The organism is Telmatocola sphagniphila (assembly GCF_018398935.1).
Classification (GTDB): Bacteria; Planctomycetota; Planctomycetia; order Gemmatales; family Gemmataceae; genus Telmatocola; species Telmatocola sphagniphila.
Genome location: NZ_CP074694.1, coordinates 4,394,166 through 4,407,259 on the forward strand (window position 1 = coordinate 4,394,166; position 13,094 = coordinate 4,407,259).

At 52.4% G+C, this 13,094-nt stretch carries 11 protein-coding genes; 10 read left to right on the plus strand and 1 reads right to left on the minus strand.

What is annotated here, in order from left to right:
* Positions 1 to 50 precede the first annotated feature (50 nt).
* The 5 genes from KIH39_RS17565 to KIH39_RS17585 all read left to right on the plus strand — a co-directional run bounded on the left by KIH39_RS17565 (position 51) and on the right by KIH39_RS17585 (position 2,923).
* The gene (locus KIH39_RS17565; protein ID WP_213494524.1) at positions 51 to 449 is read left to right on the plus strand and encodes a secondary thiamine-phosphate synthase enzyme YjbQ; all 399 of its coding nucleotides are present in this window, start codon (positions 51 to 53) and stop codon (positions 447 to 449) included.
* A 50-nt stretch (positions 450 to 499) separates the two neighbouring features.
* Positions 500 to 1,201, plus strand: a complete 702-nt coding sequence (locus KIH39_RS17570; protein ID WP_213494525.1) for a hypothetical protein — start codon at positions 500 to 502, stop codon at positions 1,199 to 1,201.
* A gap of 6 nt (positions 1,202 to 1,207) precedes the next feature.
* Complete coding sequence (locus KIH39_RS17575; protein ID WP_213494526.1) at positions 1,208 to 1,489, plus strand: hypothetical protein; 282 nt, start codon at positions 1,208 to 1,210, stop codon at positions 1,487 to 1,489.
* A gap of 16 nt (positions 1,490 to 1,505) precedes the next feature.
* Positions 1,506 to 2,609, plus strand: a complete 1,104-nt coding sequence (locus KIH39_RS17580) for a Nif3-like dinuclear metal center hexameric protein (protein WP_213494527.1) — start codon at positions 1,506 to 1,508, stop codon at positions 2,607 to 2,609.
* A gap of 77 nt (positions 2,610 to 2,686) precedes the next feature.
* Positions 2,687 to 2,923 (plus strand): hypothetical protein, encoded by a 237-nt coding sequence (locus KIH39_RS17585; RefSeq protein WP_213494528.1) that lies wholly within the window; start codon positions 2,687 to 2,689, stop codon positions 2,921 to 2,923.
* A gap of 31 nt (positions 2,924 to 2,954) precedes the next feature.
* Here the strand turns inward: KIH39_RS17585 and KIH39_RS17590 are convergent, their stop codons facing one another.
* Positions 2,955 to 4,622: a DUF11 domain-containing protein gene (locus tag KIH39_RS17590; RefSeq protein WP_213494529.1), complete on the minus strand. Its 1,668-nt coding sequence runs from the start codon at positions 4,620 to 4,622 to the stop codon at positions 2,955 to 2,957.
* 642 nt (positions 4,623 to 5,264) lie between these two features.
* Between KIH39_RS17590 and sppA the strand changes: the two genes are divergently transcribed.
* From sppA to KIH39_RS17615, 5 genes are all read left to right on the plus strand, one after another.
* A complete protein-coding gene (gene sppA, locus KIH39_RS17595; RefSeq protein WP_213494530.1) occupies positions 5,265 to 7,082 on the plus strand; it encodes a signal peptide peptidase SppA in 1,818 nt (605 codons plus the stop codon).
* Between the two features lie 195 nt (positions 7,083 to 7,277).
* Positions 7,278 to 9,134, plus strand: a complete 1,857-nt coding sequence (locus tag KIH39_RS17600) for an ATP-dependent nuclease (protein ID WP_213494531.1) — start codon at positions 7,278 to 7,280, stop codon at positions 9,132 to 9,134.
* A complete protein-coding gene (locus tag KIH39_RS17605; protein ID WP_213494532.1) occupies positions 9,100 to 10,905 on the plus strand; it encodes a UvrD-helicase domain-containing protein in 1,806 nt (601 codons plus the stop codon). Before KIH39_RS17600 ends, KIH39_RS17605 begins: the two co-directional genes overlap by 35 nt.
* Positions 10,906 to 11,321: 416 nt before the next feature.
* Positions 11,322 to 12,407 (plus strand): IS630 family transposase, encoded by a 1,086-nt coding sequence (locus tag KIH39_RS17610; RefSeq protein WP_213494533.1) that lies wholly within the window; start codon positions 11,322 to 11,324, stop codon positions 12,405 to 12,407.
* 227 nt (positions 12,408 to 12,634) lie between these two features.
* The gene (locus KIH39_RS17615; protein ID WP_213494534.1) at positions 12,635 to 13,087 is read left to right on the plus strand and encodes a hypothetical protein; all 453 of its coding nucleotides are present in this window, start codon (positions 12,635 to 12,637) and stop codon (positions 13,085 to 13,087) included.
* Positions 13,088 to 13,094: the final 7 nt, after the last annotated feature.

Consider the following 13,094-nt stretch of genomic DNA (forward strand, 5'->3'; position numbering starts at 1 on the left):
TATAAAACCGGGCATTTGAAAATCCCGCAAAAACAAACTCTCAGGCGGATATGCATACCATTACTCTCTCGACGCAGACGCGGTTTCAATTTCTGGAAATCACTTCCGAAATTCAGCGAATCGTGCAGGAGGTCCGGCTGGTTTCGGGGCTGGTCTGCGTTTACACCCTGCACACTACGGCCGCGATAACCATCAACGAGAACGCCGACCCCGACGTCGTTCACGATATGAAACTGTGGATTCAGAAAACCATTCCACAGCTCCAAACCGGCTTCCGGCACGGCGAGGGAAACAGCGATTCCCACATTATGGCCAGCCTCGTCGGCACCAGTGAGACGATTATCGTCGAAAAGGGCCAACTGGTTTTGGGAACCTGGCAGGGAATTTATTTTTGCGAGTTCGATGGCCCGCGAACCCGAAAAGTCCACATCAAATGCATGGCAGGTTGAGACGAACTCGGTAAAGTAAGAGTAGAATTCAAGGAACGGAAATTCCCCCCATGAACCTGCTGGATGCCGATCTGCTGGCAGAGACCGCCAAATTATCCCCGCCGGCGCTCGGTTTCGGGCTGACCGTGGGCGTGCTGGTCTGGTTGTTCGGCTGGCGCTGGCATCGATTCTGGGTGGTTCTGACGATCACGATTATCGGCGGCTTGGCCGGCCTGCGGACCGGTCAAATCGTCGGTGGGCACATGCTGGCTTTCGGACTGCTCCTGGCCATCAGCGCCGGGCTATTGGCTCTCGAACTGGCTCGCTTGCTCTCCTTTCTGATTGGCGGGGTGCTGTGTGCTCTGATTGTGCAGAACTATTTTCCGGAAGGGCAGGAACGCTGGCTGGCTTTCCTGGTTGGCGGACTGTTTTCGGTACTGCTCTACCGGCTCGGCACGATGGCCATCAGCAGTTTTTCCGGCACCCTGCTGGCCCTTTACTGCGGGGCCGGCTGGCTGCTTCAGAATCAGCCCCAGGCGGATTGGACGGAAAAGAATCGCGTACTCTTTCATGCGATTCTGATTTCTTCCACCCTCGTCGGCGTGCTGGTTCAAACTTTGATGGAACGTTGGGTCAAACGACGGGCCCAGAGAAAGAAAGATCTGGCGGAACAAAAACTCAAAGACGCCGAGCGGGAACGCAAATACGGCCTACCCGATTTGGCCGATCCCAAAAAAATGCTGGAGCGACTGACCAGCCGACCCGGAGACTAATCGACCATGCGACGCATTATCGCACTTGCTTTCGCCGTAATCATTCTGGCCGCACTCTCTTCCCCCGCTTCGGCGCGCCAGGATGCCAAAGGGGATAAGGGAGAAAATAAAGGGGCCAACAAGGTGGAGGCCGGGATGGTGCCCACTTATGTCGGGCCGGCGCCGACGGGAAGTGAAGACAACAAGCTGATGCCGGTGCCTTCCATCGCGCTAGCCGCCATAGCGGCCATCCTGATCGTCGGTTCTTTGTGCATTCCCATTCGCCGCGAAGAATCCAGCGACGATTAAAACCGCAACGGAAATCATGCCGAGCGTCGACCAAATTTCCCGAGAACTGGACTCTTTCGCGCCCCCGGCGCTGGCGGCCGAGTGGGACAATACCGGCCTTCTTCTGGGCGATGCGGCGCTGGAAGTCCACCGGGTCATGACTTGCCTGACCCTCACCCGGGACGTCGCCGAGGAAGCAATCGCTTCCAATGTGCAGCTGATAGTCACCCACCATCCCATCCTCTTTAAAGCGATCAAAAATCTTTCCAGCCAGAACCGCGATGGCCATCTGCTGCTGCGTTTGGCTCGGGCCGGGATCGCGGTCTATTCGCCGCATACCCGCTTCGACAACGCCGTCGATGGCATCAATGCCCGTATCGCCCGGCAGCTGGGTCTGGAACAGATTCAACCGCTGCGAATCCGTACAGGAAACGATCAGTACAAACTCGTCGTCTTCGTCCCCGAAACCGATCTGGAACGCGTCTCCAGGGCAATGTTCGATGCGGGCGCGGGTCAGATCGGCGAGTACAGCGAATGTAGCTTTCGGCTGCCGGGCGTAGGCACCTTCCGAGGCTCGCCTGCGAGTAATCCCACGATAGGCGCAAAAGAAAATTTCGAACTGGTAGCGGAAATCCGCCTGGAAGTGATTTGCCAGGCCCGGTTGCTGGAAAGCATCGTAAGTGCCATGTGCAAAGCGCACTCCTACGAAGAACCGGCCTACGACCTCTATCCCCTGAAAACCGTTTCGCCGCGATCCGGGGAAGGACGACTCGGCTGCCTGCCGGAAAAGCAGCCTTTCGAAAGCCTGTTCGAGTTGGCCAAGAAAATATTCCACGTTCAGCAACTCCAGATAGTGGGCGGCCAAGAAACTCCGATTCGAAAAGTGGCGATCGCCTGCGGGGCTGCTGGAGAGTTTCTCTCTGATGCCCTCCGAAAAAGAGCCGATCTATTTATCACTGGTGAAATGCGCTTCCATGAGTTACTGGCGGCCCGTACAGCCGGCATCGTGGTGCTGATGCCGGGTCACTATGCCAGCGAACGGCCCGCCATCGAACAACTGGCCGAGTGGTTGAGCGGAAAATTCCCGGGAATTCAGGCCTTTCCCAGCCGGTGCGAATCCGATCCGCTCCGTTACGCCTGATCGATTGAACTTGTTTATTTTCCCCCATTCTGCTTTAAGTTCAGTTACAACGGGCGATTCTCCAGGAGGGAGATACTATGCGCAGAGGTCAGTGGACGGCCGGCTTGCTGGGACTGGGAATATTCGCGTTCTGGATTTTACGAACGGCGAGTGGCGACAAATCCGCACACGCTCAAGAACTGCAACTGGCCGGTAATGTTGCTGAAGTCAAAGAAACGGAAAGTGATCCCGCTCCTTCGGAACATGAAATGGCTGAGTATCGCTATCGAATGAATATGCCCCGGCACTGGCGATACGTGATGCTGAGGCGATAACACTTCTTTTAGCAGGCCGACCCGCCCCCCTTTAGGGTTTCGCGGGTGACAATCCGGCGGCTCCTCCGTTAATGTTCGTTACCATATCCCGATGCAGTGGTTCCTGCTGGCCCAGATGATCGGCCCACAAGTAAATTTTGAAGAGCGCTTCCCCACTCGTTTTCGCCTTGGCTTTGAAGGTGAACTTCTGCTCTTTACCAGCCGGTAGATCGAGTGCATCGAACGTAATTCCATTCGCCGTGGCCTTGAAATGAGCGGGAGTGGCCTCTTCCTGGAACTCGATCTCCGGCGGCAGGTCGATCTTAACCGTAACTCTCTTAGCGGGTCCATCCCCCCCATTTTTGACGGTGATCGTTCCGGTAATGTCATCGCCGACTTTACAATTGGTCGTTCCCTCGCTGGTCCAGTTCAGAGTCGGCGAGCCATAAAACTCCGTGGTGATCGTCTTCTGGAAATCCTGTCCCGGATTGGCCCGCACCGCGAAAGTGATGGCCCGCGAACCCTCTTTACTCGCCTCCACCGTCAGACGAAGCTTTTTTTCCTCCTGCGGTTTCAGGCTGGGTAACACCCACTGAACCGAGTCGGGGAACATTTGACTTCCGCTGGAAGTCCTCGTGGCCTTGACGTCACCGGGAAGACTGCAGTTCACCAGCACATTCTTCAACTCGGCGGTGCCGGTATTCTTGACCATCACGAAGTAAGGGGTCGCCGTGTTGATCATCGCACGCTGGTTATCGGAAGAGAGAGCGACATCCAGCTTGGCATCGGTAACCTTCACCGACCAGTTGTTCACATTCGAAACCCCGTTTGCCGAGACCTGATATTTACTGTTGGCCACATCTCCTGAAGCGATCAACTGATATTCGATGACGCGCGTCTGCCCCGGCTTCAGAACATCGATTTTCCACGACAGCGTTTTAAGGTCTTCCTTCACCGGTTTTGGCGAAGGAGCTTTCTTGGTATCGAGAACGAGCCCCTCGTCGAGTATATCATCGACCAGGATATCGTTAATGGTCACTTTGCCGGTGTTCTGCAATTCGAGACGGCAGGCGAACGGCACGCCACGAATAATTTTCGAGGAGGCTTTTTTGTGTACCACCAGTCCCGGTTTCGAAAGTGCTGTCTGGACCACCACGCCATGTTCGAAGGTAACCTTGCTCACGAACTTGATATCTGTAGCGTCGGGTTCCGGCTTCAGAACCACTTCCACCTGCTTGCTGGCTCCCATTTTCAGAGTTCCGATTTTGATCCGGCCATCCGGGGGCAGAGGCTTTCCTTCCTCCTTGCCTTCGATTTTGTAACTCACTCCAGTCGTTCCTTTGGGGGCCGGGCAGATCAAGAAGACTTCGTAAGCATCGGCGGCCGAGCGGTTGGAGGCGCGGACGATATACTTGACCTCTTTTTCTTTTTGGGCATGCGCCGGGCCGATCACCATGAGCGAAACGGCGGGCGTCGGCAACTGCTCGCCCATGAAACTGCTGGGAGCCGTGAAGGGCGAGCTGTTGGGAACCGGATTCATCGGGACCTGCCCGGCCACCGGCTGAATGGCCCCGGGCTCTTCGGAGGAGTCCGCTCGAGGTGGCTCCGGAGTTTCTAGAACGTTTCGGGGCAGCCTGGATGGTTCCTGAAATTGGCCAGCGAACGTTCGCGAACTCAGGGCGAGCAAGGCGACCAAGGGTAACAGAGTTGTCAATCGCACGGGTGCCATCCTTGGTACCTCAGGGGATTCCGAAATCGAGAACAGTATGCCCAGCATACCACTCCTGTGCAATTTCTGAAAAGGTCACTTTCAATTTCGCCAGATTCGCAAGAAAACCGAGGAGCCAATTCCTCGGGTTCGCTGAACCCCGATAAGGCAGGCAAGTTGAGAAATGTAGGCATTTAACCGTAAAGGTCATCAGATCATCAATATTCACATAGTGGAAACGGGCAAAATGATGACCTTACTAGGCATTTTCAGGACGCTAACTCTTGCGAATTGCTGCAAATCGGTCAAAAACGAGCTCAAATTTGGACGCAGCAAACAGCCAACAGGCGCGATTCTCAAGTTACCTCGGATTCGGACAACTCGGGCTCGAAAAAGGCTTTTTGGAGCCGCGTTTCATTAGAACATAATTCGATGCTGCAGACAATCTAGGAGGAGGGGGAATGCCCGATCTTTTCAACTTGCATGGGCGGAGCCAATGGCACCCCAAAACGCAAAGATTTCTCGGGAAAAATGGAGTTCAACTAGGGCCGCACTGAATTGCCTCTTTCTCCTACAATCCCCGGTTCTGCCTTGACTGTTTGCCCATTTTCGCAAAAGATGATCTCACTAATAGTTTCACCGGGAGTACCCTGCATGATTCGCCATTACCTGCTTGCTAGCTTACTACTGCTGTTCACCAGCCTGTTCTGCACCCCAGCCCGCTCGGCTGACACCGATAAGAAAAAGGATTCCGGGCCGGTCATTGCTCATATGAAAATCAGCGGCAGCCTCAGCGAAGGTCCGGGAGGCGCTGAAGGTCTGTTCGGCGGCGGCAACAGCGACAACCTCTCGAGCCGGTTGGAAAAGATCCACAAAGCGAAACTCGACCCGAACGTCAAAGCCCTTTACCTGCAAATTGAAGAACCTTCCCTGGGGCTCTTCTCCTTCGGCAAAATCGAAGAGCTCCGCAAGGCCATCGCCGATTTCCGGACCTCCGGCAAACCGGCCGTCGCTTACCTCGAAAGCATCGGTGGCCTGGAATATCTGATCGCCTCCGCCTGCGATACTATCGCCATCCCGGAGTCGGGCGAATTTGGTCTGACCGGCCTGCACCTGGAAATGCAGTTCTTCAAGGAGATATTCGAAAAAGTAAAAATCAAAGCCGACTTCCTGACCATGGGCGAAGCCAAAGGCGCTGCCGATCCGTATCTGCGAACGGAAATGAGCCCGGAGAATCGCAAACAGTACGAAATGGTGCTCGATGATCTCTACGAAAAAAGCCTGATCGAAGGCATCAAGAACGATCGGCCAGCCAAGAAATGGACCACCGAACAAGTGAAGGAACTGATCAACACCGCACCCCACACGGCCAAGAAAGCCCTGGAAGTCGGACTGGTCGATCAACTGGCCTACCCCAACGAATTCGAAGCGAGCCTGATCAAGAAATTCGAAGACGGTAAGAGCAAGATCGTCCGCAACTACGGCAAAAAGGTCGATCCCGATGCGGACAATCCCTTCGCCGCGCTGATGAAGATCATGCAGCCGCAGAAGAAGACTTCGTCTAAGAAGCCGAAGATCGCCGTGATCTACGCCGTGGGGGAAATCTCCACCGGCAAGAGCGGCGGCGGCCTGATGGGCGGCCATACGATGGGTTCCACCACCATGGTCGAAGCCATCGAACAGGCCGATAAGGACGAAACGGTGAAAGCCATTGTTCTTCGCATCGACAGCCCGGGAGGTTCCGCGCTGGCCAGCGACTTGATGTGGAACGCCTTGCGAAACTGCAAAAAACCAGTAATCGCCAGCATGGGCGATGTGGCCGCGAGTGGCGGCTATTACATTGCCATGGGTGCGAAGAAAGTTTACGCCGAACCGGGTACCCTGACCGGTTCCATCGGCGTACTGGGCGGCAAGCTGGTGCTGGGTGAAACCTTTAAATGGCTCGGTCTGCATACCCAGACGCTCAACCGCGGTCAGAACGCCGGCTGGTCGTCGACGAACACGATCTTTTCTGAATCGGAACGTAAGGCCATCACTAATGTGATGTCGAACGTTTACGATCAATTCCTGGATCGCACCGTGCAGAATCGCAAAGCGGCCGGAGTGGACCTGCCTTTGGATAAACTCAAGCCAATAGCCGGGGGCCGCATCTGGACCGGTCGGCAGGCGAAAGAACGCGGACTGGTCGATGAACTGGGTACCTTGCATGATGCTTTGGAAGAAGCCAAGAAGGAAGCCAAGTTCGATCCCAAGGTTGAACCGGAACTGTTGATTCTGCCCGAGCCGACCAACTTCCTGGATCGTTTCCTGGACGGCGGCCTCGGCGCCCGGGTGAATGTGCTGAATCAACTGGGGCTGAGTTCGGATTCGCTGCTGGGCTTAGGTGAGCATCTGAAAATGCTGGAGCCGTTCTTCAACAACCCGCGCGAAAAGGTCTGGCTCTTGGCTCCGGTGAATGGAAAGATTCGGTAGGAGTAGAAAAGATTAAATTTGTCCCACCCCGGCGATGTGCCCAACGGGGTGGCTATTTGTTAACGCGAGAAAGATCAGGATTCTGAAAAGGCTTCGATCTTCTCCCTATGATGGTGCTGATTTGGAACTCCTCTGGAATACGCACTGGAAGATAGCCAGTGCTGCCCGCCGAGCTAATCGAATTGGAAAGCGGCCATGTATCTTCAAATCGTCCACGTCAAGAATTATCGCTGTTTGCGGGACATAACCGTGTCATTTTCACCAGGCTTGAATGTCATCGCTGGCGAAAACAATACGGGAAAAACTGCGCTTTTAGACGCCATCAGAGCAGCATTAGGGCCCGCAGCCGCTACTGGTGAGGCAATTAGGCTTACTCAGGATGATCGGCATAGGACGAAGGAAGGGACCTATATAGATGCCCCTATATCGGTTAAGTTGATATTTGCTGATCTCACGGAGCAGGAACAAGGCCAGTTCATTGACATATTGAATTACAACCCTACTGAGCCGAGCGAATCAACAGCACAAATCAATTTTCAATGGAACTGGAATGCAAAAACTGGCCGCTATAGCATCAATCGGTGGGGAGGGAGCGCAGGCAGTTCCGAAAGTGGCATTCCAGAAGATGTACTGCAATCTGTGCCCGTGACTCTCCTCGGAGCTCTAAGAGATGCAGCTTCGGCCTTGTTGCCGGGGAGGAACAGCAGACTCGCCCATTTACTCATCGCTCATGCTACAGAAGAGGAAAAAGAGTCGCTCGTTAAATTCGTCGTCACAGCTAACAACGCATTGGAGAAAGACAAACTTGTTTCGAGAACCCAAGAGTTAATTAAGACCACATTGCAGAAAGCATCAGGGCCGATGATGGCTCAGGAAGCTGCGATCAAAACGGCCGAGCCAGAATTCGATAAAGTGGTTCAGAGTTTGAGACTCGTAATTGCCCGGTTGGGCTCCAACGGTAATATGGTGCTTGACGAATTACGATCTAATGGGTTAGGCTACAACAATCTTCTTTTTATCGCAACGGTAATGCTAGAGCTCAACGCTGCGAAATCTGCCCTGATGCCGCTGTTGCTAGTCGAGGAGCCAGAAGCACATTTACATCCCCAATTGCAGATATTACTTGCCAATTTCCTAAGTGATCCGCAAGGAATCCACCAAGCGAAAGTCCAGACTCTCGTAACAACACACTCGCCTACTATTGCTGCGCATGTATCACCGGCAAACTTGCGAATACTTCATCGCGGGAAGGATGAAGCATTACGATGTGCCTCATTCGGTGACTGTTCAATTGAAAAGCGTCAACTTCAACAACTTAGGCGAATGTTTGATGTGACTAAGGCTGCCATTCTATTCGCTAAAGGAGTACTGTTAGTCGAAGGAATTACTGAAGCATTATTGCTCCCTGTTTTGGCCCGCCGCGAAGGATTCAACCTTGAAGCGGCTGGCGTTTCGGTAGTACCAGTGTGCGGGGTAGATTTTGTTTCGATTTGCAATCTTTATGGAGATAAAGGACTTCACACCCCTATTGCAGTCGTCACTGATGGGGATTCAGGAACAGAACGTTGCGGATCTGGGAAGGCTTCGGAATGGGAATCGAAATTGCCGAAGTTTGACACTAACGGGAAACCAATGATCTGTGATCGTGTAGTTAAATTGAAAAAAGAGTACGAAAATCACGAATTCATCAGGATCCATAACTCTGACGTGACTCTCGAATACTCGCTGGCATCAGCGGGGGAAAAGAACCCCTCTATCATGTGCGATGTCTGGGTAAACCAGTTCGAGAAGACACCAAAAACCTTGAACCATGAAAAATTGAAGGCCTGCAATGGTAAGCATTCCGAGCAAGTTCTAACTATTTGGCGAGGTATTTGCCTTGCGGATACAGCATACTCAAAAGCAGAATTCGCTCAAGCGCTTGCCGAGACTTTAGAAGAAAAAAATGTTCAAGGACAATACCTCATACCTACATCAGATTTTGTCGTTCCAAAATACCTGAAAGACGCATTCGGCCATGTTGCGCAAAAATCAACCAAAGCCTCCAACTGAAGAGCAAGAGGCTGCTTTACGTTCCGATGCTCGAATCACGGTTGTCCGCGCATGTCCTGGTGCTGGCAAGACCGAAGTATTCGTAGAGGCCATTCGAACGCGCCTCCGGCATTGGGACCATCTGAATGGCGGACTCGCAGCACTCTCATTTACAAATGTAGCCAGGGACACCATCGAGGAACGAATTGGGGGGGCGACACCTTATCCACATTTTATTGGTACACTGGACGCTTTCAGCTATCGCTTCATCGTCAAGCCTTTCGGGCATCTGGTTGGACTACCACAAAACGCCATTCGTCTTTTCCCCGCCACTATAGCCAAAGTACTAGAAGATCCAGTGATAAAGGTGGGTGACAAAAACCACGAACGAGCCTCGATTTACTCCATCTCTTTTTTCGGCGGTGATCGTGAAAAACCTCGGATGAAGACAAAGCTGTCAAGGTCCAATGATTTCGTTGTACCTCCAGCAAGTGAAATTCGAGTTCTGAATGAGAAAAAGCGATTTTGGAAGAGCACTGGTATAGTCACTCACTCGGATTGCCATTACTTGTCTTGTTGTATCGTCAATCATCCAACTTTTGGAAAGAACGTAAGAAAGATTCTGACCTCTCGTTTCCCAGTCATACTAATCGATGAGCTCCAAGATACAGGTTTCTTTTTGGCCCGCGCTTTTCTTGCAATTCTTGCAGAAGAAAAATCGTTCGGTTTTGTAGTGGGGGATCCTAACCAAGCCATTTATGGATTCAGTGGTGCTAACCCTAGTATTTTCAAAGATTTCGAATCACTTGCAAACGCAAAATCGTTGTCTCTTTCACTCAGCCATAGATGCTCGAAGGCTGTGGCAAAAGTAGCCAACGCTTTATCCTCTACGGGGAGTGAACTTATACCTATACCTTCAGCAATTGACGGATCGGCTTGTCTTAGTGTTCATGATCTAGAGGAAGCGGTTCTTTCTCCGGCGCATGTGGAATTTTTGAAAAGCCTCAAAATTGGAAGTTCTCTTGCAATTCTCTCACGTAGGACAAAAACTGCCTGCGGTCTGAAAGGCGAGATAGTCAAGGATGAATTTAGAGGAGTTTCAAAAGCTGCTAGAAGGGTCCATCGCGCCTTACAACTCCTCATCAATGGCGAACCACGCGAGGCACACAAATTACTCCAAACAGAACTTGCAAGGATTATCCTAGGTGATGAAACGGCTAAAGCGATTGCTTGGGAAGAAAGGGGCATTTCGCAATTGAATTTGCGAAACGCCGTATTCAGCGTCTTGAGGAATTCATTCGTGTATATCCCGAATGAGTCATGGAACGAGTGGGTAAAGCGAACTCGAGATAAAGTTATGGAAGCGGCGAAATCGCTCGGCTGGACAGACGATGGAAAGGCATTCCTCACATACAGGTCGTGCAACGAGAAGGGCAATACTCCTCGTTCCAATTTCATGAAAACTAGTTCTTCCATGGATTGGGATGTGGTGAGTACAATTTCAACTATCCACAAAGTCAAAGGTGCGGAATTTGATACTGTGATCTTATTCGTGCCAAAAACTACAAAAGGAAATTGCCCATCGATAGAGTGGTGGCCTGGTGCTACTGACGCTGATGAAAGAAGAATCGCCTATGTCGCGGTATCTCGGGCAAAAATTCGTTTCGTGTTGTGTGTCCACAAATCAGTTTTCAAAGCGATAGAGCAGCTTCGACCTGATTTCATCAAGTGTTTCGAAGAATCGATTCCGATGCCGCAAGTCTCCAAGCCCGAAACACCATCATTATTTTGATGACTTCTTGAATCGTGAGAGGGAGGAAATTGAAAACGAGAAGACCGATTGTAACCGTGAGCTGTAATCATCGAATTGTTCCAGAGGCTTGTTACCTTGGCGTCCGCCTGATAACAGCGGCAGGAGACAGGTTATTCCTATCATTCGTCTCAAATCATTGAAAAGTAATCTGTTGGTGCTCGAGCTATTTGCCAGAGTACGAAAAATCAAGCTTCTAAAACGGCTTCGATCTTCTCCAATGACTCTGCTGATTTGGGAACTTCTCTAGAATACGCACATGCAGATAGCCAGTGCCACGCAAGCCAAATCAGGAGATGGGGTTAGGATTAGAGAGAATCTAGCTAGTGTAGTGCCTCAGAAATAGCGTTACCTTTAGCTACTTTTTGCGGTTTACTCTATAGAGAAGGAGAAAACCCATGAAAGTCGCGCTGCCAATTTCGCTGTCCGAGGAGGAACGTCAAACTTTGACTGCTTGGTCTCGGGGACGAAGCACTCCCGCTCGGCTGGTCCTGCGGGCGAAGATCATACTCGCGGCGGCCGCAGGTGTACTGAACAAGGATATTGCTCAGCAGTGCGGCACGTCGAAACCCACGGTGGCGCGCTGGCGGACCCGATTTGCGAAGCTGCGTTTGGCGGGTATCGAACGGGACGCTTCGCGGCCGGGTCGAACGCCAGCGATCAGCGGGAAAGTCGTCGAAGAAATTCTCCGCAAGACCACTCAGGAGAAACCATCCGGTGCGACTCATTGGAGCACACGAACGATGGCCCAAGAGGTGGGAGTGAGCAAAGCCACCGTGCAGCGGGTTTGGTCGTCCCATGGCCTGAAGCCTCATTTGCTTAAGACCTTCCAGGTATCGAATGATCCTCAATTCGCCGAGAAACTGTGGGATGTAGTGGGCTTGTACTTGAACCCTCCCGAGCACGCCCTGGTGCTGAGTTGCGATGAGAAGAGTCAGATTCAAGCCCTTGATCGCACGCAAAAAAGCTTGCCGATGGTACCCGGCCGTTGCGGCACTCTGACTCACGATTACATGCGTCATGGCACCACCACTCTGTTCGCGGCTTTGAACGTGGCAGAAGGAGTAGTAATTGGCGAATGCATGCCGCGACATCGACACCAGGAATGGATCAAGTTTCTCAAACGGATCGATGCCGCCACCGATCCGTCCTTGGACTTGCATTTGATCGTGGACAACTACGCTACGCACAAGCATCCCAAGGTTCGGCGTTGGTTGGCCCGACATCCTCGATTCCACATGCATTTCACCCCCACGAGCAGTTCCTGGATGAATCTGGTGGAGCGTTGGTTTCGCGACTTGACGGACAAACGACTGCGTCGAGGCACATTTCGAAGTGTGCCGCAGTTGATCCAGGCGATTGAAGACTACATCGATCATCACAACAACACAGGAAAGGGATTCCAATGGACTGCCAAAGCCGAGGCTATTCTGGAGAAAGTCCGCCGGGCGAGGGCTACCCTGGATAAAACACCTTCCGTGTGAGACACTACACTAGTGCCACCCGCCGTTCTTTGCGAATCCTCGCGAAAAAGTCTGGCTCTTGGCTCCGGTAAATGGGAAAATCCGGTAAATCTTTTTGCATCACCCATCGGTAATGGATAACGGTGGGTATTCTGGGTATGGGCAAAAGTTGGTGCCAGATTACCACGGAGTTCGGGTCTGAAGAGGGGGATTGGCGGATTCAAAGCTTATAAGTACTTGGAGATTCAATGATGTCTTCGGGAGATTCGGGCAATATTTCTACAAAGGGAAAGTCTCATCCCACGGATACCCGAGACGCAAACACCTCGCCATCGGACGATGGAACCGCCACCTGGTTCCTGTTAGGCATCGGGCTCATCGCCCTGATCTGCTTGATTATCGGAATCTTATCGCACGGATTTGAATGGAAGCGTATTCTGACGGCGGCGGGTTCCATGCTGTCGGGAATCGCCTTCATGGCCATTGGCTTGCTAGAGTTGGAATGGCTGGAACGCATCGTCGGAATCTTCGATGGAATTTTCGGCCTGGTGGTCCAATGGTGCTGGACGAGCTGGTATGGATCTCTTTCAGACGCGGACGCGCTGGGCCGTCGGGGAGCCAGCGTCATCTGGATGATCGCCGGCATAGCGTTGTACATATCCGGGTGCCTGATTGCCTTGCGGGTGATCAAGGTTTTTTGAATCCCTC

Coding starts and splice junctions, on each gene's coding strand:
- KIH39_RS17565 (WP_213494524.1), top strand. CDS start 51: ATGCATACCATTACTCTCTCGACGCAGACGCGGTTTCAATTTCTGGAA.
- KIH39_RS17570 (WP_213494525.1), top strand. CDS start 500: ATGAACCTGCTGGATGCCGATCTGCTGGCAGAGACCGCCAAATTATCC.
- KIH39_RS17575 (WP_213494526.1), top strand. CDS start 1,208: ATGCGACGCATTATCGCACTTGCTTTCGCCGTAATCATTCTGGCCGCA.
- KIH39_RS17580 (WP_213494527.1), top strand. CDS start 1,506: ATGCCGAGCGTCGACCAAATTTCCCGAGAACTGGACTCTTTCGCGCCC.
- KIH39_RS17585 (WP_213494528.1), top strand. CDS start 2,687: ATGCGCAGAGGTCAGTGGACGGCCGGCTTGCTGGGACTGGGAATATTC.
- sppA (WP_213494530.1), top strand. CDS start 5,265: ATGATTCGCCATTACCTGCTTGCTAGCTTACTACTGCTGTTCACCAGC.
- KIH39_RS17600 (WP_213494531.1), top strand. CDS start 7,278: ATGTATCTTCAAATCGTCCACGTCAAGAATTATCGCTGTTTGCGGGAC.
- KIH39_RS17605 (WP_213494532.1), top strand. CDS start 9,100: ATGTTGCGCAAAAATCAACCAAAGCCTCCAACTGAAGAGCAAGAGGCT.
- KIH39_RS17610 (WP_213494533.1), top strand. CDS start 11,322: ATGAAAGTCGCGCTGCCAATTTCGCTGTCCGAGGAGGAACGTCAAACT.
- KIH39_RS17615 (WP_213494534.1), top strand. CDS start 12,635: ATGATGTCTTCGGGAGATTCGGGCAATATTTCTACAAAGGGAAAGTCT.